Here is a 17,889-nt window from a genome sequence, read left to right as displayed (position 1 = left end):
AAGACGTAAGCTCTTGACGACGCCCGGTGTCGAGCGGGTGGGGTCCTGTTATGTGACCGTAAACTGCCCCATCATGCCCGCATCCTCGTGTTCGAGGATGTGGCAGTGATACATGAATGGTGTCTCTTCCGAAGCCAGCTTGTCGAACCTCAGCAGGATTCCGGTCGGACCCTGCACACGGACAACATCTTTCCAACCGATCTGCGCCGAGTCGACCGGCCGTCCGTTCTGACTCACGCCTCACGATAATTGTCACACGCCTCAACGCCCTCTGCGACCACGTCGAGAAGTGCGTCCACATCGCTCAGAAGAACCGTGATGCGCGGGCTGCTGATACGGTAGCGGATGAAACGCCCATCGCGATCGCTGGCGACAAGCCCGCACTCCAGCAGGCACCTCAGATGGTTGGAGACGTTGGGTTGCGATAGTTCCGTCCGCTCGACGAGCTCGTGAACGGCCAATGGCTCGTTGCAAAGTGCACCGAGGATGGCCAGGCGGCTCGGGTCCGCGAAGCCGCGGAACAGCTTCGCCCGTCGCTCGATGGTTGCGCTCTTGCGGTCATCGACCAATTGCGCCATATCACTCCTCGCTGATATGTTGTTCTTCGATTCATCCTAGCAGGAATAGCGCGACCATGGCCAACACCGAAAATGCCGGATCGACGGCAGATGTCCCGCCCGTCCGTTACCGGGTTTCCGGTATGGATTGCGCCAAGGATGCCGCGCAGATCGAGCGGGCGGCACAGGCAGCCGGGGTCGCGCCCGGCGATGTGAAAGTGTCGGCCGCGACGCACATCATGACACTGACTGCACCCGAAGTGCGCCTGCCGGACATCGAAAAGGCAGTCGCGGTGACAGGCTATGGCTTCGACCGGATCGAGGGCGATGAAGACATTCCGCCGAATCCTGCCCATCAGGACCCGGCCTACCGCCGTGCCCTCTGGATCGTCGTGATCCTGAACGTGGGATACGGGGTCCTCGAAATGATCGGCGGTTTCATTTCCGGATCGCAGGCCGTGAAGGCCGATGCGCTCGATTTCATCGGCGATGGCGCGATCACCTTCCTCGGCCTGCTGGCCATCGGCTGGAGCCTCGCTTGGCGGGCACGGTCGGCTCTGATCCAGGGCATCTTCCTCGGGCTCCTCGGTCTTGGCGTCCTCGGCACGACCATCGTCCGGGTCTTCGAACAGACGACGCCGGATGCAGGTCTCATGGGCCTGCTCGGTATGATCGCCCTTGTCGTGAACGTCGTCTCCGTTCTGCCGCTGCTGCGATTCCGCAAGGGCGACGCGAACATGCGGGCTGTCTGGCTGTTCTCGCGCAACGACGCTATCGGCAATGCGGCGGTCGTCATCGCCGCCGGTCTCGTGGCGTGGCTGGGCAGCGCGTGGCCCGACCTTATCGTCGCCTTCGGTATCGCCGGACTGTTCCTGCACTCCGCTTGGGCCATCATCCGCGACGCGCGGGGCGATCTGAAGGCGACGGCATGAACGGTCGCGTTCTCGGTGGGCTCTGCGCAATCGCAGCGCTCGGTCTCGATCAGGGCACCAAGGCGCTCGCCCTGACCACACCGGCGCTCGAGAGCGGGGTCGAGGTTTTACCCTTTCTTAACCTCGTGCGGGTTCTGAACGATGGGGTCAGCTTCGGTATGCTCGGCGGGTTCGTACCGTGGTGGGGTCTCATCGCGCTTGCTGGCGTGATCGTGGCATGGCTATTGATCTGGTTATGGCGCGCGCCGGACAGGCTGACAGCTGCCGCTCTCGGTCTGATCATCGGCGGCGCACTCGGCAATATTCTTGACCGCGTACGCTATCAGGCCGTTCCTGACTTTCTCGACTTCCATTACGGATCATACCACTGGCCGTCCTTCAATCTCGCGGACGTAACGATTTTCTGCGGCGCAGCCCTGCTGTTCTGGGACAGCTTCCGCTCTGCGAAGGACAAGCCTGGTCAGAGTGAACGCAAGGAAAACACAACGGGGGTGTAACCCCATGTTCGGCATACCATCTGCGAAAGGCTTTGACAGCACACTCGCCCTGCTGCGCAACCCATATGGGTTCATCTCGGAGACCTGCCGCGCACTCGACACAGACCTGTTCGAAACCCGCATCCTCCTTCAAGAGACGATCTGCATGACCGGCGCGGCGGCAGCGGAAGTTTTCTATTCCGAGGATAAACTGATCCGCGCGGGCTCGATGCCGGGCCGCATACAGAAGACCCTGCTGGGCGAAGGCGGCGTTCAGGGATTGGACGGCGCTGCCCACCAGCACCGCAAGAAGATGTTCATGTCACTCATGGGGACCGAGCGGATCGCCGCGCTTCAGGGCACGTCGCTTCACATGTTGGACAAATATGCGCCGGACTGGGAGGCGAGGAACGAGGTCGTCCTCTATGACGAAGTGCGCGAAATGCTCACAAGAGCTGTCTGCGCCTGGGCCAGGGTGCCGCTTGATGAAGCTGAGGTGGCGACCCGAAGGGCGCAGCTTACAGCGCTTTTTCAGGACGCCGGGGCCCTTGGCCCCAAACACTGGCGCGCGCGTCTGGCGCGCCACCGCCTGGAAAAATGGGCAGCACGGCTAATCCAACAGGTCCGCGATGGTGAGCTTCAGCCGACGCAGGAAAGTGCCCTTCATATCATCGCGACATGGCGCGATCTCGATGGGTTTTCTTATCGTCAGCGACGTGGGCGAGGCACAGGCCGACGCTCGCGGCGGAAGGGGGATCAAGGCTAAGATGGAAGCCCGCGATCATCCGGCTCATCACGTCAATCGCAACCGTCAGATATGGCCGCCCGATTGGCAGACGCTCGAACGGATCGACCAAAATGACATCGACCGGCGTGTGATCGATTTGCACGACGTCGAGCGGGTATTTCGGGATCGGGGTCGCGCCGAGGATCGGCTTTGTGTCCGGATCATCTTCGCGAAGCCGTGACGCGACACCCTTGTCGATCAGGTTAACCCGTCGCCTGATCGTGGCTTCGCTAGGAGACGAAATCCCCGCCTTGCGGCACTCGACCTGAACCGCCCTCACGATTTCCGAGGGGCGCGCCTTCTGCCGTTTGAGATAGTGGCCTTCGATGACATGACCGATGATCGCTTCCCGATCCCCCGCGATCCGCGTCTTGCGCGGAGCACCGCGGCCATCGCGCGGCAAGAGCGCGGTGACCGCGCCGTTTTCTTCACGGAGCCGGCGGATCAGCCTGTAGGCCCAACGTTCGGAAATTTTCAGATCAATCGCTGCAGCGCGGACAAGATGCGCTGGTGCTTCATGGAGCGCGGCAAGTGGTCGAAGCAAGGCCGCCCGTTCCTCGGCCTTCTGCCACACGCCTTTCGGAACGGATTCCAGGTCCATGACCGATCCTGCCTCCTGCAACGCGCTGAACCGGTGTCTGACGGTTTTGCAACGCACCGAACTGTTTGGCGATCAGTATTGAAGTCTTTTGTGACAAGCGCGTGTCAATGAAAACAATGGCCAGTGCTGAACCTATTTATGAAAAACGACAGTTATTCTCCCCCGCATCTGCGGAAAAGTGTGATCGCAAAAGAGATGCCCGGCAACTGCGTCGCCCGGCATCTCGATTTCAAGGGTGTCGCGTCAGGCCGAGGCCACTGCGGTATAGCCGGCCGCCGAGAGCGCCGCCACGAAAGCACTGGCCGGTTGAGACGATGCAAAGTCGATGTTCCGCTTTTGCAGATCAACTTTCACCTGCGCTTGCGGATCCACTGATTCAACGGCCTTGGTGACGCCACGTGCACAGCCGCCGCAGGTCATGTTCTGGATGTGGAGCTGCATGAGAACCTCCTTTGTGCCACTCATGCCAAGCGATATGGGGCTTTCCACCGTTGGAAGGTCAAGAGAGCCCATGCGAAAAAAATGAGGAAATAGGTTGACCTTGACACCGTTGGAACCGCCACAAATGCGAGGCGCACGATTCGCGGCATGAAGGAGATACCACATGAACGTTCAGATGAAGGCGGAGACATCAACCGCCCAGACGGTGGTATTGCCGATTTACGGGATGACCTGCGCATCTTGCGTGGGGCGGGTAGAGCGGGCGCTTCAGGCGGTCCCGGGCGTATCACAGGCACATGTGAACCTTGCCACAGAGAAGGCAGAAGTCCGTTTTTCCAATCCTGTGACATATGATCTTCTGGTCAGGACCGTTGAGAATACCGGTTATGGCGTGCCATTGGCCAACACCGAACTGTCGATTGAGGGCATGACCTGTGCTTCATGCGTTGGTCGGGTTGAGCGTGCGCTCGCGGGTGTCAAAGGTGTCCGTTCTGCGCATGTCAACCTCGCAACCGAGCGGGCGACGGTCGAAGGGACAGCATCCCCGGAAGACCTTGTGAAAGCGGTGGAAAATGCGGGCTATGATGCAGCCCTGATCGGGGACACCGGAGCCGCCGAAGCCGAAGCAAGCGCACGCAAGGACGCAGAGCGGGCAGGCCTGAAGCGCGACCTTTTGGTCGCGGGCATTCTGACACTGCCGGTTTTCCTGCTGGAAATGGGCTCACACCTCATCCCAGCTGTCAACCATCTGGTCATGCAGACTGTCGGAACACAGACAAGCTGGTACTTTCAGTTCGCGCTCACGACTCTGGTGTTGTTCTTTCCTGGCCTTCGATTCTACCAGAAAGGGTTTCCGGCTCTGTTCCGCCTCGCGCCCGATATGAATTCGATGGTCGCAGTCGGTACGATGGCGGCCTACGCCTATTCGGTCGTCGCAACTTTCCTTCCGTCCCTGCTGCCCGCCGGAACGGTGAATGTCTATTACGAAGCTGCATCTGTCATCGTCACCCTGATCCTTCTCGGCCGGTATCTTGAGGCGAAAGCAAAGGGCAAGACGTCAGAAGCCATCAAGCGGCTTGTGCAACTGCAGGCCCGTACTGCCCGTGTCCGGCGCAGCGGGCAGACTGTCGAGATCGCAATCTCCGATGTCGCGCACGACGATATTGTGGAACTGCGCCCTGGCGAACGGATACCGGTCGACGGGGAGGTCATTGAGGGCGAAAGCTACGTTGACGAATCCATGATCACCGGCGAGCCAATCCCGGTACGCAAGACGACCGGAAGCACTGTTGTCGGCGGGACGGTAAATCAGAAGGGAGCGCTTGCGCTGCGTGCCACCGCAGTGGGCGGCGCGACAGTGCTTTCGCAGATCATCCGGATGGTCGAATCTGCGCAAGGCTCTAAGCTGCCGATTCAGGCAATGGTCGATCGAGTGACGATGTGGTTCGTTCCTGTGGTCATGGCGGCTGCGGCCCTGACCTTTCTTGTGTGGCTGGTGCTTGGTCCGGAACCAGCCCTGACCTTTGCCCTTGTGAATGGGGTCGCGGTCCTGATCATTGCTTGCCCATGTGCAATGGGTCTAGCCACCCCGACTTCTATCATGGTGGGGACGGGCCGCGGCGCTGAAATGGGGGTACTTTTCCGCAAAGGCGAAGCCTTGCAACTGCTCCGCGATGCCAAAGTGGTCGCCGTGGACAAGACCGGAACCCTGACCGAGGGGCATCCGGCCCTGACGGATATCGCGGTGGCCAAAGGTTTTGATCGTGACGATGTTCTCGCGAGAATGGCAGCAGTGGAAGCGAAGTCCGAGCATCCCGTCGCGCGCGCGATCGTCGATGCCGCCCGGAAGGAGGGGCTTGCCATCCCTAGCGTATCCGACTTTGCATCCGATACAGGTTATGGTGTCCGCGCCACCGTCAACGGGGACCGGATCGAAGTCGGCGCTGACCGCTATATGATCAAGCTCGGGCTGGATGTAGATGAGTTTTCCGACACAGCCGCGCGGCTTGGGAATGAGGGCAAAACGCCGCTCTATGTGGCGATTGACGGGCGGCTCGCTGCTATCTTGGCCGTCGCAGACCCGATAAAGCCCTCAACCCCGGCGGCCATTGCGGCGCTCCATGATCTTGGCATCAAGGTGGCAATGATTACCGGTGACAATCGGCGGACTGCCGAGGCGATCGCGGCAAAGCTCGGGATTGACGAAGTGGTTGCCGAAGTCCTGCCGGAAGGCAAAGTTGAAACGGTGCGTCGTCTGAAGGCCGAATATGGCAGCCTCGCTTATGTGGGGGACGGGATAAACGATGCACCGGCGCTGGCAGAGGCAGATGTGGGTCTTGCCATCGGTACCGGTACCGATATCGCGATTGAAACCGCGGACGTGGTCCTTATGTCTGGCAGTCTTCAGGGGGTTCCCAACGCCATCGCGCTCTCCAAGGCGACGATCGGGAATATCCGCCAAAATCTGTTCTGGGCTTTCGCATACAATGCAGCTTTGATTCCTGTTGCAGCGGGAGTCCTCTATCCCGCATGGGGGATCTTGCTCTCGCCCGTGCTCGCCGCCGGTGCAATGGCGCTTTCGAGTGTCTTCGTCTTGGGAAATGCACTTCGCCTGCGTCGCTATGCACCTCCAACTGGCCAGCGCGTGACAGGGAAAATATAATGGCCTTCGTAACCTGGCATCTATCGGCCGAAAGGAGTGCGTGATGAACATTGGTCAGGCTGCCGAAGCTTCGGGCGTGAGCGCCAAGATGATCCGCTATTATGAGCAGACGGGTCTGATCAGGGCTGCGGATCGGAAAAGCTCAGGTTACCGCGACTATTCGGAACAGGATGTTCATGTTCTGCAATTCATCCGAAAATCTCGAGATCTTGGGTTTTCGGTCACGGAAATAGCAGAACTTCTGCAACTTTGGCAGGATCGGAGCCGCCATAGCGCGGATGTAAAAAGGATCGCGCTGATCCAGATTGAACGCCTCAACTCGAAAGTTCAGGAGCTGAAGCAAATGGCAGCTACCCTTGAGAAGCTCGCGTCCTGCTGCTCGGGTGATAACCGGCCTGACTGCCCCATTCTCGAAGGCCTTGAAAAAGCGAGCTCACCGCTTTCGCAAGAGACTCCATCTCTTAAGCGTCGCGGTGCCGTTGAGGCACTAAATCAACCAAAAGCATCTTTTCAGGGCAATAGTTGATGAATATCTGTTGCGATCGCTCAGCCAGAATATTTTATTTATCAGATCACTGAAGTACCAGTTAATGCACTATGCGCGAATGTCGGCCATCAATGATACTACACCTACACACGCGCAATCTCACGGATCAGATCATTTGTCTCTGGTCTCGTCGTTTGGTGCCGATAACGAAGAGCAGAAACAGTTCGCGAAATTTCAAGGCCGTCGATGAGTATCGAAACGAGGCCACTGTCTGCTGGAATTTCCGTGGTTGGCAAAATCACCGCGCCTAATCCCTGCCGCGCGAGTTCGACTAGGGCCCGTGGACATTCATCGTGAAGCGATGATGGCCGCTGCGAGATGCCAGTTGGCAGCATAGCTTGACGCTGTCTTTTCGTATCGGGTTGCTATGGCTCTGAATTCCTTGATCTTTGCGAAGAAGTTTTCGATCAAGTGCCGCCACCTGTAGGCATGTTTATCATAACCGCGCAGGAACTTGCGGTTCGCTTTTGGTGGCATGATGGCGGTGGCACCGCGCGCATCGAGTTCTGTGAGAAGCCAATCGGCATCAAAGGCCTTGTCGGCCAAGAGAGCATTAAAGGCCACGCCATCGATGAGCGGTTCGACGCCCTTCATGTCGTGAGCCTGACCAGGTAGAAGAACGAAGTTGGCCAGGTTTCCGAGCGCGTCGACCAAAGCAACGATCTTGGTGGTCAATCCGCCACGCGACCGCCCGATGGCTTGATTTTGAGTCCCCCTTTTGCGCCGCTCGCCTTCTGATGGGCCTGAACGATCGTGCCATCGATCATTGCATATTCGAAATCAGGTACACCACTGATCTCGTTGAAAACTCGCTCGAAGACGCCGTTCTCGGCCCATCTGCGAAACTGTCGGAACACGCTGTTCCAGTTGCCGAAATCGGGAGGCAAGTCACGCCACGGTAACCCTGTTCGCACACGCCAGAGAACGGCTTCGAGAAACAGACGAAAGACGCCGCCACGAAACTCGGCGTCGAGATCGATGTCGAAAAAGTCACCGATCCCAAGTCCATTGCCATGGCTGGGGTGATGTCCACGCCGGGCATCTCGGTGGACGGCAAGCTGGTGCATGCCGGGGGGTTGCCGGACCCGGAAAGGCTTGAGAGGTGGCTGGCTTCTTGAGCCCTGCCAGAACGAGACCTCTTCTGAAGGCGGCTGTTGGCCGCCTTTTTTCATTGTCCTGTCACAGAAGATTCACTTGGCAGATGTGTTTTATTTTACTATTCCGTGAAATATGGAAAAAGAGATTCCCGACCAACTGTCCACCCTCGGCCATCCGCAGCGACTGGCAATTTTCCGGCTGCTGATGCGCCGATACCCTGACCGTGTTCCGGCCGGGGAGATCGCCTCTACGCTTGGCGTCAAGGCAAGCACCATGTCCACCTACCTGTCCGCACTGACGCGGGACCAGTTGGTGGACCAACAGCGGGCGGGCACGTCGCTTCTCTACTCGATCAACATGACCACGGTGCAACGGCTGTTCGGATTCCTGTTCAGTGATTGCTGCCGAGGCCGTCCCGACATCTGCATGCCTTTCAGCACAGGAACCGTCCCCATGATGCCCGACCGCAAATACAACGTTCTTTTTATCTGCGTGGGCAATTCCGCGCGGTCCATCTTCGCCGAGTCGATCTTGCGCAAGGCGGCGGGCGATCGGTTCAACGCTTTTTCAGCAGGGACACGGCCCGGATCGCAGCTCAATCCCTTTGCCGTGCAGGTCCTGCAGGACAAGGGGCACGATATTTCGGTTCTGCGCTCAAAAGATGTTTCCGAATTTTCAGGGGCGAACGCGCCGCATTTCGATTTCGTCTTCACGGTCTGTGATCAGGCGGCGAACGAGGAGTGCCCGGCCTGGGAAGGCCAACCTGTTACCGGGCATTGGGGCATGCCCGATCCGGTCAGGGCCACGGGTAACGACGCCCAGAAGGCGCTGGCCTTCCAGGAAGCCTATGGCGCACTCAAGCATCGCATCGACCTCTTTACCGCGCTCAACCTCGAAACCCTGAGCCGTATCGTGATCCAGCAATCTGTCGATGACATCGGCCGTACCAGCCCCGAGGCACTCGCATGACCACCTACGCACTGAACGGCCTCGGCCGCATGGGCAAGCTCGCCCTCAAGCCTCTCCTCGAAAGCGGCGCCAAGATCGCCTGGATCAACGACGCTGTGGGCGACCCAGAGATGCACGCGCATCTGCTGGAGTTCGATACGGTCCACGGGCGTTGGAATGCCGCGTTCTCGCACGACGCCGAAAGCGTTACGATCAACGGCACGCGCCTGGCGTTCATCGGCACTCAGGCGATTGCCGATCTGCCGCTCGACGGCGTCGATGTGGTGATCGACTGCACCGGCGTCTTCAAGACCGAGGCCAAGCTCGCCCCCTATTTTGAGGCGGGCGTGAAGAAGGTCGTGGTCTCCGCCCCGGTGAAGGACGGCAATGCCGCGAACATCGTCTACGGCGTCAACAACGAGATCTATGATCCAGCCGAGCACCGCATCGTCACTGCGGCTTCCTGCACGACCAACTGCCTCGCGCCGGTGGTGAAGGTGGTTCACGAGACCTTCGGCATCAAGCATGGGTCGATCACCACGATCCATGATGTCACCAACACCCAAACCATCGTCGACCGTCCGGCAAAGGACCTGCGTCGGGCGCGGTCAGCGCTCAATTCGCTAATCCCGACGACGACCGGCTCGGCTACTGCGATCACCTTGATCTATCCGGAGCTGAAGGGCCGTCTGAACGGTCATGCCGTGCGCGTGCCGCTGCTCAATGCCTCGCTGACCGACTGCGTCTTCGAACTGGAGCGTGCTGTCACGGCGGAAGAGGTCAACGCCGCCTTCGAGGCTGCGGCCAATGGCCCGCTGAAAGGCATCCTCGGCTACGAGACGCGTCCGCTTGTCTCGACCGATTACACCAACGATCCGCGCTCCTCGATTATAGACGCGCCATCGACGATGGTGATCAATGGCACGCAGCTGAAGATCTACGCCTGGTATGACAACGAATGGGGCTATGCCAACCGGCTGGTCGACGTGGCGCTGATGGTTGGGGACTCGCTGTGAGCCATCCCGCCCCGGCCCGTCCCGAAGGGCTGTCTGCCTATATCGCCGTCACGGCGGCCTATTGGGCCTTTATGCTGACCGATGGCGCGCTCAGGATGCTGGTGCTGCTGCATTTCCACACGCTGGGTTTCAGCGCAGTTCAGCTTGCCTACCTGTTCATTCTTTACGAAGTCGCAGGGATGATCACCAACCTCGCGGCAGGCTGGATCGCTCTGCGGTTCGGGCTGACCTCGACTCTCTATGCGGGACTCGGGTTGCAGGTGGTCGCGCTGCTTGCGCTTGCGCAGCTCGATCCGGGCTGGAGCATCGCGGCTTCGGTCGCCTTCGTCATGTGCGTCCAGGGTCTTTCAGGCGTGGCGAAGGACCTCGCCAAGATGTCCTCGAAATCGGCGGTGAAACTGCTGGCCCCTTCGGCCGATGGCGGACTGTTTCGCTGGGTCGCGGTTCTGACGGGCTCGAAGAACGCCGTGAAGGGTTTGGGCTTCCTGCTCGGCGCCGCACTGCTGGCGGTCCTCGGCTTCGACTGGGCCGTGTTGGGCATGGCCATCGTCCTCGGGGTGATCCTCGCCGCGGTCGTGCTGTTCATGCCTTCGGGCCTGCCCAAGGGCAAGAAGGGCACCAAGTTTTCCGAGGTCTTCTCGAAATCGGCCAACGTCAACTGGCTGTCGGCGGCGCGCGTGTTCCTGTTCGGGGCGCGTGACGTATGGTTCGTCGTGGGCATCCCGATCTACTTCTATGCGGTGCTCTCGGACGGCACCGAGGATGGCAACCGCGCGGCCTTCTTCATGATCGGCACCTTCATGGCGGTCTGGGTCATCCTCTACGGCATGGTGCAGGCCAGCGCGCCGAAAATCCTGCGCGCTGCAAGCCGCCCGGAGGGCGAACTGATCCGTGCAGCCCGGGGCTGGGCGCTTGCGCTGTTTGTCGTGCCAGCCGCGCTGACGGTGGCCGTGGCACTCTCGCCTGCGCCGCAGACCTGGCTGACGGTGACGCTCGTGGTGGGCCTGCTGACCTTCGGCGCGCTGTTTGCCGTGAACTCTTCGCTCCATTCCTACCTGATCCTCGCCTTCTCGAAATCCGAGCGGGTCACGATGGATGTGGGCTTTTACTACATGGCCAATGCGGGCGGTCGTCTGATCGGCACCCTCCTGTCCGGCCTGACCTACCAAATCGGCGGGTTGACCCTCGTCATGGGCACGGCGTCGGTCATGGTCGTCCTGGCGGCCCTGACCTCGGGTCGCCTGACCGATCAGACGAACGAGGTGACTGCATGAGTATTTTCGAACGCTACCTGACCGTCTGGGTCGGTCTCGCGATGATTGCCGGTGTCCTGATCGGCCAGGGCGCGCCGTGGCTTGTGCAGGCCATTGCCGCGATCGAGGTCGCGAGCGTGAACCTTGTCGTGGCGGTGCTGATCTGGGCCATGGTTTACCCGATGATGGTGGGCGTGGATTTCGGCGCGGTCGCCGGTGTCGCGCGCCAGCCCAAGGGGCTTCTGGTGACGCTGGCCGTCAACTGGCTGATAAAGCCCTTCACCATGGCGTTTCTGGCCGTGTTGTTCTTTGACCATGTCTTCGCGCCGCTAATCTCCCCCGAAGATGCCGCTCAGTACACGGCGGGGCTGATCCTGCTCGGCGCCGCACCCTGCACGGCCATGGTCTTTGTCTGGTCGCAGCTGACCAAGGGCGATGCCACCTACACGCTTGTGCAGGTCTCGGTGAATGATCTGGTCATGGTGGTGGCTTTCGCACCGATCGTGGCTCTCCTTCTGGGCGTGACAGAGTTGTCGGTGCCGTGGGAAACGCTGGTGCTGGCCACGGTGCTCTATGTCGTCCTGCCCTTGGCAGCTGGTCTGATCACCCGCCGCAAGCTGGGATCGAAGGCGGCGATTGGTGCGTTTTCGGCGCATGTGAAGCCGTGGTCCGTGGTCGGGCTTATCGCAACCGTCGCCATCCTCTTCGGTCTTCAGGGAGAAACGATCCTCGCCAAGCCGACGGTGATCCTGCTGATCGCGGTGCCGATAGTCATCCAGAGCTACGGCATCTTCGCCCTGGCCTATGGCGCAGCCTTCGCCCTCAAGGTGCCGCACCGGATCGCCGCGCCCTGCGCCCTGATTGGAACATCGAACTTCTTCGAACTGGCGGTCGCGGTCGCTATCTCGCTCTTTGGCCTGAACTCCGGCGCAGCGCTGGCCACGGTGGTCGGGGTGCTGGTCGAGGTGCCGGTGATGCTGTCGCTCGTGGCCTTTGCCAATCGCACCCGCGCACGCTTTCCCGAGCCAGCGACATAAGCATCGTCATCCACCACAACCCGGATTGCGGGACCTCCCGCAATGTCTTGGCGATCCTTCGAGCGACCGGCGAGGAGCCGGTCGTCATCGAGTATCTGAAGGAAGGCTGGACGCGTCCTCAGCTCCTGGCACTCTTCGCTGCGGCAGGACTGACCCCGCGTAGCGCCCTGCGGGAAGCGAAATCTCCCGCAGAGGCGCTCGGGCTTCTGGAACCGGGTGCCTCTGATGACACGCTCCTGAATGCGATGATCGAACACCCGATCCTGGTGAACCGGCCCATTGTTTGCACGCCCAAGGGGGTGCGCCTGTGCCGCCCCTCTGAAACCGTTCTCGACCTTCTGGACCGGCTGCCACCCGGACCGCTGTTTAAGGAGGACGGAGAAATGATCCTGAACGAAGAAGGAGAACGGCTTGCCTGAAACGCCGAACCTGGACGACACGCTGCTATACCAGCCAGACGCGGACACGCTTTTCCCTGCTACCCGCTGCACCCACCCACCGCGCATCCTGATGCTCTATGGATCGCTGCGCGAGCGCAGCTTCTCGCGTCTTGCAGCCGAAGAAGCGGCGCACATTCTCGAACGCCTCGGGGCCGAGGTGCGGTTCTTTGATCCCCGTGATCTGCCACTGCCTGACAGCGTCGGGGCCGATCACCCCAAGGTAGTCGAGTTGCGTGATCTGGTTCAGTGGTGCGAAGGCATGGTCTGGTCCTCGCCCGAACGCCACGGGGCCATGACCGGCATCATGAAAGCGCAGATCGACTGGATACCGCTCTCGCTCGGTTCCGTGCGCCCGACGCAGGGCAAGACGCTGGCGGTGATGCAGGTCTCTGGTGGATCGCAGAGCTTCAACACGGTCAACCAGTTGCGCATTCTCGGGCGCTGGATGCGTCTGCTCACCATCCCGAACCAGTCCTCGGTTGCCAAGGCGTGGAATGAATTCGAGGAAGACGGGCGGATGAAACCCTCGCCCTATTACGACCGCATCGTCGACGTGATGGAGGAGCTGGTGAAGTTCACCCTGCTGACGCGCGACATCCGCGATCATCTGGTCGACCGCTATTCCGAACGGAAGGAAAGCCATGCCGAACTTTCGGCGCGGGTGAACCTCAAGACGTTCTAGGTCAACAGCACAGCTATCTGGAGGTCCGAGTGCTGAGTTTTGCTTTGCCCGTAGCCTTTGGTCTTGCCATTACCCCTGATCACAGCCTCTTCCACTACTGCTCAGACAGCTGAAAAGTCGTCGCCTCCCAGAGCCTTATCCAAAAAGGAGGCGAGGTCTGGCTGCTCAAGCCCCCCTTAATCACGCATGGTCATGACTGGGTATCGGGGACGTTTGGACACATACGAAACGGCGAGCGTCTGGCAGATAAGCATCTGCGTCTCCGTGTTCTCCCTGAAGACCTGATCGTGCTGTTTCCTGATGCGGACACCCTTTCAGCTTCGTCCTGGGCACAGCTGAGTAGGTTTTAAAGCCTGAGATCACAAACCACAGGATAATGAGGATATTCCTCTAGGTAGGTAAAAAGGCAAATCTACAGTTAACGCTCTTGAAATTAGCCAAGGGATTTTCATAAGATATGCCAGCGACAATTACGCAGCCAAGCCGACTGTTCTCTGGACATGGAAGATCCACATGCTCGCCATCGCTTCTCTCAAGTCTCTGTTCGGGCCCTCTGCCTATCGTATCTATGCGGAAGCAATCGGTCGCTGCCCCACCACCTTTCTGCGCAATGTCTCTGACGCCTCCACAGTCACCAACAGGCTCGTGCTCACTACCGGAGCCTTGCTGGAACAACTGAAAGCAAGCGGCACTGACCCGCTGGCCATCCTGACCCAGTGCAAGACCCTCTACATTCCGCAGATGTTCAACAAATCATGGCTGCATGCGACGTTTGAAGATGTTCTGGGGGCAGATGCGATCCCGGAACTAAGCAGAACGCAAGGCATGTCTGCTGAGGCAGTCCTTCGCGCTGTCCAAAAGCCCGGTGCGCGGTATGAGCCCCACTTCCGCCTCATGGCTCTGACTATGCTGGCGCTCCGTGCCCATGGCCATCCACTTCAACTCATGCAGCATCCTCAGGATCGTGCTGCGCTTCTGACAGCGGCCTGACAATGGCGGATGGCACGTCCTCATCCTCCTATGACCAGCTGACACTGGTTAAATGGTTCTTTTTCCTCGCGCTCGTGATGATGTGCAACATCGGCATTGTCACCGCGCTCTATACGCTCAGCTGGGAGACCCCTTTCCACCGCGTCCTGAGCAAGGAAAAGGCCGCCTTCGGCATCACACTGAACGAAACCCTGCATCAGAGCATGCGCTACAATGGGGACCGCATTTACGACACCCTGTTCGTGAGATCAGGTGCTGAGGGGCTGGCCTACAAAGCCCTGAGTGAGCCGGACGAGAAGGACATTGCCGGCGCTGCAGTCAAAGATATGAAGATCTTCAGTCGGACCTTGGACAATATCTTTGACTACCTGCTCCTGCTCTCCCACAGGGCGGGCTATTTTGCAGTCTCACTGGCCTATGTGTTCTGTTTGATCCTCGCGGTGGGCATCCATGGGGCAATCATCAGGCACCGAAAGCGCTATGGGTTTGGTGACACCCCCCTGCTTATGAACGTCTGGGCACGCACGACGCTGGCTTATGCCATCCCCATCACGATCATCATTTGGTCACTGCCCTTCGCGATAAATCCATACGTTTTGACGCTGAGCCTGTCTGCCTGCGTCCTGGGGATCACTGTTTTCGCATTCTCCCTGCCAAAGATCGCCTGACGGTCGGCATCACCTCCAGCAACTCAAACAGTCGGGGAAATTATCCTCGGCTGTTTTTTCTTTTTTTTAGCCAAGTAAGCTATTGCAATATAGCTGGGGAATGGTAATCGTTTCCTCACAGGGCAGTTGAAAAATTCCTTGGCTCGCTTTAGCCCAGCACTATGGAGCTCACAAAGCTGAGGAATGCAGGATGCTGACCACCACCACGAGACAGATTTTCGACAGGAGCACCGAGGGAGGAACTTTCGTCGCGCACGTATTCCGCCTTCCGACGGAAACTGATGGCGTGTTCAGCTACCTCATGGGTCTGAGCTACACCAACGGCGTACCGATCGGGATTGTTAAAGCCCACACAGGTTCTGTGCTTCGCCACTGGAAGCGCGTTACAGCCATCGAAGAATATCTGATGGTCCTGGGTGATCGCCTTTGCGGAATCATGGTTTATCCGGTCGCTATGCCGGAGAAAGCGGTCAGAGACAGAATGATCCACCAGTATGAGCTGGATCAGGAATGCTCCGATCCAACCATGGAAAACGAGCGGATGAAACTCCTTGGCGCTCTGCATCCTAAACGGAGCAGCAGCGATGGAAGAGCACCAGATCCCACAGACGCTTGATGCGCCTCCCCTTGCGCTGGTTTTCAACGCAAGTCAGCTCTTCACGTTCATTGGGTTTGCGATCGTTGGGATCGTCGTAAACCACCCCTTTATCGCAGGTGGCATCGGGCTCGTAGCGGGCTCCTTCCTCAACAAATACGTCGATAAACGACCCGACGGCTACCTGCGGCATCTGGCATATTTTCGGGGCATCCCCGTGATGGCCGGCAAGTCGATCCCCAATGGCATCGACCGGGAGTTCCGCCCGTGAAAAAGGAACGCGCCGAAAAAACCTTCCGCCAAATCCGCACGGACAACGTGATCCTGAAGATGGGTTTGGGCTCGATGCTGTTCGTCACATCGCTCTTCATCTTCAACGCCGCGACCCGTGACGATACCGTCATTCTTGTCCCGCCGTTCCAGCATGAAACCATTGAGTTCATCAACGGCAGGGCCAATCAGGAATTCTACAGCCAGTGGGCATGGTCCGTTTCCATGCTGGCGGGCAACATCACTCCGGGTAACGCCTCCTTCGTGCGGGGCGAGCTTCAGCGGATCGCCACTCCTGCGCTCTATCGCCGTCTCATGGAAACGGTCGATATCGAGCTTCAGAACATCGTCCGTGACAACGCCGTTGTTACCTTCAGCCCCCGCGAAGTCATCTTTGACCCTGAGCTGAACCGCTTCTTTGTCACCGGACGCCAGACCATCGGCGGCCCCGGTGTCAGATCGCCCATCGAGAAGCAGATCACCTATGAGCTTGGTTTCACCACCGAGCGCCTGCGGGTCTATCTTGCAAGCTACGCAGTCTATGAAGGCAAGCCCATGACCGCAGCAGTGCGCGACGTGGAAATGTCGCGCCGTGCGGACCGTGAGCGTCAACAGGCAGAGAAGGATGGCATTAAATGACCTTCCGCGCCTTTTGCCTCTCGCTTCCCGCGACCCTCATGCTGACAACGGCCGTGTTTGCTCAAGAGCGTATGCGTTCTGCCGATTATGACGGGGAAGACGCCATTGAGGTCTGCTACGATTGGCAGACAGGCTTCGAGTACACCCGCTGCGAGCGCATGCCGCTGCCCGGACAGGCAGGCGTCATGGGGCAGGTCTATACTCTTGAAGACGGAAGCCGCCGCACTCTGACGGTTGATCCCCGTTCAGCACCGGTCGATCCCGTGGCAGCTGCCGCAGAGACCTCGGAAACTTTGGCTGCCACCCTTGGTACGGCCACGCCCCCTCAGGAAGACATTGGCGCCGCGATCGATGCGGCGGCCCGCAGCAGAAATGGCGGGACAGGGCAGTCACAGCCTGACAGTGCTGCCGTCATTGAAGACGGAGACGCCCCTCAGGCTGATGAACCGGCGAAGTCCTCCCTCGTTGAAGAAAACTTCGTCCTTCCTCCTGTTGTGGCCTTCATTCCGGGCCGCGCTGAGATCCTGCCCATGGCAACCGGGCACCTCAACAGGATCGAGACGCCGTTCTCGCAGCCTGAAGTGCGCACCTCCGCTGAGCCCTCGGCCATCAACGTGCAGTTCGATCAGAACTTCGTCTATGTCTCAGTGACGCAGCCCGTGACCCTCTTCATCCATGAAAAGGGCCATCCCGACCCGGCAATCGTCGTGAGCCTCGTGCCTCAGCTGATCGCGCCGCGTCAGGTCAAGTTCACCTTGCCGCCTTCCACCATGGAAACGGTACGCAAAAATGCCGCGTCTTTGGCCGCAACAACTGCGCGGGCCTCCGGCGCGGCTCCGACCGGACCCGCTGCGAACAGCCGTGGTGTGCGCCGTGCATCCCCGCAGGCTGCCGCCACCAATACCCTCGCGCATCTGATCCAAACCTTCGCACAGGGCCGCATACCCCGCGGGTTCCGTCAGGTTTCGCTGCAAGGCTATGACCCTGCCGCCTTCTGTGGCGGAGCAAGTGGCGTCTCCTTCAGTTTCCGTCAGGGCGCGGCCATTGCCTCGAATGAGTACATCATCGTGCGTGGAATGGCGTCGTCCGGCACCCGCACCACTCTTGATGAACGCAAATGTGCCCGTCATCCCGACACGCTGGCCGTTGCATTCAACCCGCGCACCATCATCGGGCCCGATCAGCCGACCGATTTCTTCGTACTGATCCGCCGCCCGAACGCTTCCATCCAGACTGCAAGGGGGAACTGA

The 17,889-nt window shown here is 59.5% G+C and carries 21 protein-coding genes and 1 pseudogene; 17 read left to right on the top strand and 5 right to left on the bottom strand.

The genetic code is table 11. From position 1 onward, the window contains the following. Positions 1-48 precede the first annotated feature (48 nt). Together EG244_RS10190 and EG244_RS10185 are read right to left on the bottom strand one after the other, a co-directional pair. Complete coding sequence (locus tag EG244_RS10190; RefSeq protein ID WP_035746442.1) at positions 49-237, bottom strand: multicopper oxidase domain-containing protein; 189 nt, start codon at positions 235-237, stop codon at positions 49-51. After that, positions 234-578: an ArsR/SmtB family transcription factor gene (locus EG244_RS10185; RefSeq protein ID WP_035714448.1), complete on the bottom strand. Its 345-nt coding sequence runs from the start codon at positions 576-578 to the stop codon at positions 234-236. Before EG244_RS10185 ends, EG244_RS10190 begins: the two co-directional genes overlap by 4 nt. 56 nt (positions 579-634) lie before the next feature. On the opposite strand from EG244_RS10185, the gene EG244_RS10180 reads away from it, so the two are divergent. The 3 genes from EG244_RS10180 to EG244_RS10170 are packed head-to-tail and all read left to right on the top strand — an operon-like array spanning position 635 to position 2,731. Continuing rightward, positions 635-1,489, top strand: coding sequence for a cation transporter (locus EG244_RS10180; RefSeq protein WP_035714447.1), 855 nt, complete (start codon positions 635-637; stop codon positions 1,487-1,489). Continuing rightward, positions 1,486-1,986, top strand: a complete 501-nt coding sequence (lspA, locus tag EG244_RS10175; protein WP_035714444.1) for a signal peptidase II — start codon at positions 1,486-1,488, stop codon at positions 1,984-1,986. The genes EG244_RS10180 and lspA overlap by 4 nt, the downstream gene beginning before the upstream one ends. 4 nt (positions 1,987-1,990) lie before the next feature. Next, positions 1,991-2,731: a cytochrome P450 family protein gene (locus tag EG244_RS10170; RefSeq protein ID WP_233588975.1), complete on the top strand. Its 741-nt coding sequence runs from the start codon at positions 1,991-1,993 to the stop codon at positions 2,729-2,731. On the opposite strand, the gene EG244_RS10165 is transcribed toward EG244_RS10170, so the two are convergent. Then, positions 2,634-3,353 carry a hypothetical protein gene (locus tag EG244_RS10165; protein ID WP_199737921.1) on the bottom strand — a complete coding sequence of 240 codons (720 nt, stop codon included), beginning with the start codon at positions 3,351-3,353 and terminating at the stop codon, positions 2,634-2,636. The two genes, EG244_RS10170 and EG244_RS10165, sit on opposite strands and share 98 nt — an antisense overlap. A gap of 243 nt (positions 3,354-3,596) precedes the next feature. Beyond that, the gene (locus EG244_RS10160; RefSeq protein ID WP_124964901.1) at positions 3,597-3,794 is read right to left on the bottom strand and encodes a heavy-metal-associated domain-containing protein; all 198 of its coding nucleotides are present in this window, start codon (positions 3,792-3,794) and stop codon (positions 3,597-3,599) included. A 163-nt stretch (positions 3,795-3,957) separates the two neighbouring features. Between EG244_RS10160 and EG244_RS10155 the strand changes: the two genes are divergently transcribed. Then, positions 3,958-6,456, top strand: a complete 2,499-nt coding sequence (locus EG244_RS10155) for a heavy metal translocating P-type ATPase (RefSeq protein WP_148097624.1) — start codon at positions 3,958-3,960, stop codon at positions 6,454-6,456. Between the two features lie 43 nt (positions 6,457-6,499). After that, the gene (cueR, locus tag EG244_RS10150; protein WP_124964900.1) at positions 6,500-6,982 is read left to right on the top strand and encodes a Cu(I)-responsive transcriptional regulator; all 483 of its coding nucleotides are present in this window, start codon (positions 6,500-6,502) and stop codon (positions 6,980-6,982) included. 309 nt (positions 6,983-7,291) lie between these two features. Here cueR and EG244_RS10140 read toward each other — a convergent pair. Next, positions 7,292-7,947: pseudogene (locus EG244_RS10140) on the bottom strand (IS5 family transposase); the annotation flags it as partial. 286 nt (positions 7,948-8,233) lie between these two features. Here EG244_RS10140 and EG244_RS10130 point away from each other — a divergent pair. The 12 genes from EG244_RS10130 (at position 8,234) to EG244_RS10075 (ending at position 17,889) form a co-directional block, all read left to right on the top strand. Then, positions 8,234-9,070, top strand: a complete 837-nt coding sequence (locus tag EG244_RS10130; RefSeq protein WP_124964899.1) for an arsenate reductase/protein-tyrosine-phosphatase family protein — start codon at positions 8,234-8,236, stop codon at positions 9,068-9,070. Further along, on the top strand, positions 9,067-10,065 hold the full coding sequence (locus tag EG244_RS10125) for an ArsJ-associated glyceraldehyde-3-phosphate dehydrogenase (RefSeq protein ID WP_124964898.1): 999 nt from the start codon (positions 9,067-9,069) through the stop codon (positions 10,063-10,065). The genes EG244_RS10130 and EG244_RS10125 overlap by 4 nt, the downstream gene beginning before the upstream one ends. Positions 10,066-10,136: 71 nt before the next feature. Beyond that, on the top strand, positions 10,137-11,339 hold the full coding sequence (gene arsJ, locus EG244_RS10120) for an organoarsenical effux MFS transporter ArsJ (RefSeq protein ID WP_233588982.1): 1,203 nt from the start codon (positions 10,137-10,139) through the stop codon (positions 11,337-11,339). Next, a complete protein-coding gene (gene arsB / locus EG244_RS10115; RefSeq protein ID WP_124964896.1) occupies positions 11,336-12,355 on the top strand; it encodes an ACR3 family arsenite efflux transporter in 1,020 nt (339 codons plus the stop codon). The genes arsJ and arsB overlap by 4 nt, the downstream gene beginning before the upstream one ends. After that, positions 12,352-12,774 carry an arsenate reductase (glutaredoxin) gene (gene arsC, locus EG244_RS10110; RefSeq protein ID WP_124964986.1) on the top strand — a complete coding sequence of 141 codons (423 nt, stop codon included), beginning with the start codon at positions 12,352-12,354 and terminating at the stop codon, positions 12,772-12,774. Before arsB ends, arsC begins: the two co-directional genes overlap by 4 nt. Then, positions 12,767-13,477: an arsenical resistance protein ArsH gene (gene arsH, locus EG244_RS10105; RefSeq protein ID WP_124964895.1), complete on the top strand. Its 711-nt coding sequence runs from the start codon at positions 12,767-12,769 to the stop codon at positions 13,475-13,477. The genes arsC and arsH overlap by 8 nt, the downstream gene beginning before the upstream one ends. Before the next feature lie 513 nt (positions 13,478-13,990). Further along, the gene (locus EG244_RS10100; RefSeq protein WP_124964894.1) at positions 13,991-14,467 is read left to right on the top strand and encodes a hypothetical protein; all 477 of its coding nucleotides are present in this window, start codon (positions 13,991-13,993) and stop codon (positions 14,465-14,467) included. Between the two features lie 2 nt (positions 14,468-14,469). Beyond that, positions 14,470-15,135, top strand: coding sequence for a DUF4400 domain-containing protein (locus EG244_RS10095; protein ID WP_124964893.1), 666 nt, complete (start codon positions 14,470-14,472; stop codon positions 15,133-15,135). Positions 15,136-15,325: 190 nt separating this feature from the next. Beyond that, a complete protein-coding gene (locus tag EG244_RS10090; RefSeq protein ID WP_124964892.1) occupies positions 15,326-15,751 on the top strand; it encodes a hypothetical protein in 426 nt (141 codons plus the stop codon). Then, the gene (locus EG244_RS10085) at positions 15,720-16,001 is read left to right on the top strand and encodes a type IV conjugative transfer system protein TraL (RefSeq protein WP_124964891.1); all 282 of its coding nucleotides are present in this window, start codon (positions 15,720-15,722) and stop codon (positions 15,999-16,001) included. The genes EG244_RS10090 and EG244_RS10085 overlap by 32 nt, the downstream gene beginning before the upstream one ends. Beyond that, complete coding sequence (locus EG244_RS10080; RefSeq protein ID WP_124964890.1) at positions 15,998-16,639, top strand: TraE/TraK family type IV conjugative transfer system protein; 642 nt, start codon at positions 15,998-16,000, stop codon at positions 16,637-16,639. The genes EG244_RS10085 and EG244_RS10080 overlap by 4 nt, the downstream gene beginning before the upstream one ends. Then, positions 16,636-17,889, top strand: a complete 1,254-nt coding sequence (locus EG244_RS10075; protein WP_124964889.1) for a TraK domain-containing protein — start codon at positions 16,636-16,638, stop codon at positions 17,887-17,889. Before EG244_RS10080 ends, EG244_RS10075 begins: the two co-directional genes overlap by 4 nt.

The organism is Falsigemmobacter faecalis (assembly GCF_003863335.1).
Classification (GTDB): domain Bacteria; phylum Pseudomonadota; class Alphaproteobacteria; order Rhodobacterales; family Rhodobacteraceae; genus Wagnerdoeblera; species Wagnerdoeblera faecalis.
This window is presented reverse-complemented; position numbering and strand designations above follow the sequence as displayed.

Coding starts and splice junctions, on each gene's coding strand:
- EG244_RS10090 (WP_124964892.1), top strand. CDS start 15,326: ATGCTGACCACCACCACGAGACAGATTTTCGACAGGAGCACCGAGGGA.
- arsJ (WP_233588982.1), top strand. CDS start 10,137: ATGCTGACCGATGGCGCGCTCAGGATGCTGGTGCTGCTGCATTTCCAC.
- lspA (WP_035714444.1), top strand. CDS start 1,486: ATGAACGGTCGCGTTCTCGGTGGGCTCTGCGCAATCGCAGCGCTCGGT.
- EG244_RS10100 (WP_124964894.1), top strand. CDS start 13,991: ATGCTCGCCATCGCTTCTCTCAAGTCTCTGTTCGGGCCCTCTGCCTAT.
- EG244_RS10075 (WP_124964889.1), top strand. CDS start 16,636: ATGACCTTCCGCGCCTTTTGCCTCTCGCTTCCCGCGACCCTCATGCTG.
- EG244_RS10170 (WP_233588975.1), top strand. CDS start 1,991: ATGTTCGGCATACCATCTGCGAAAGGCTTTGACAGCACACTCGCCCTG.
- EG244_RS10165 (WP_199737921.1), bottom strand. CDS start 3,353: ATGGACCTGGAATCCGTTCCGAAAGGCGTGTGGCAGAAGGCCGAGGAA.
- cueR (WP_124964900.1), top strand. CDS start 6,500: ATGAACATTGGTCAGGCTGCCGAAGCTTCGGGCGTGAGCGCCAAGATG.
- EG244_RS10180 (WP_035714447.1), top strand. CDS start 635: ATGGCCAACACCGAAAATGCCGGATCGACGGCAGATGTCCCGCCCGTC.
- EG244_RS10095 (WP_124964893.1), top strand. CDS start 14,470: ATGGCGGATGGCACGTCCTCATCCTCCTATGACCAGCTGACACTGGTT.
- EG244_RS10085 (WP_124964891.1), top strand. CDS start 15,720: ATGGAAGAGCACCAGATCCCACAGACGCTTGATGCGCCTCCCCTTGCG.
- EG244_RS10155 (WP_148097624.1), top strand. CDS start 3,958: ATGAACGTTCAGATGAAGGCGGAGACATCAACCGCCCAGACGGTGGTA.
- EG244_RS10125 (WP_124964898.1), top strand. CDS start 9,067: ATGACCACCTACGCACTGAACGGCCTCGGCCGCATGGGCAAGCTCGCC.
- EG244_RS10160 (WP_124964901.1), bottom strand. CDS start 3,794: ATGCAGCTCCACATCCAGAACATGACCTGCGGCGGCTGTGCACGTGGC.
- EG244_RS10185 (WP_035714448.1), bottom strand. CDS start 578: ATGGCGCAATTGGTCGATGACCGCAAGAGCGCAACCATCGAGCGACGG.
- arsB (WP_124964896.1), top strand. CDS start 11,336: ATGAGTATTTTCGAACGCTACCTGACCGTCTGGGTCGGTCTCGCGATG.
- EG244_RS10130 (WP_124964899.1), top strand. CDS start 8,234: ATGGAAAAAGAGATTCCCGACCAACTGTCCACCCTCGGCCATCCGCAG.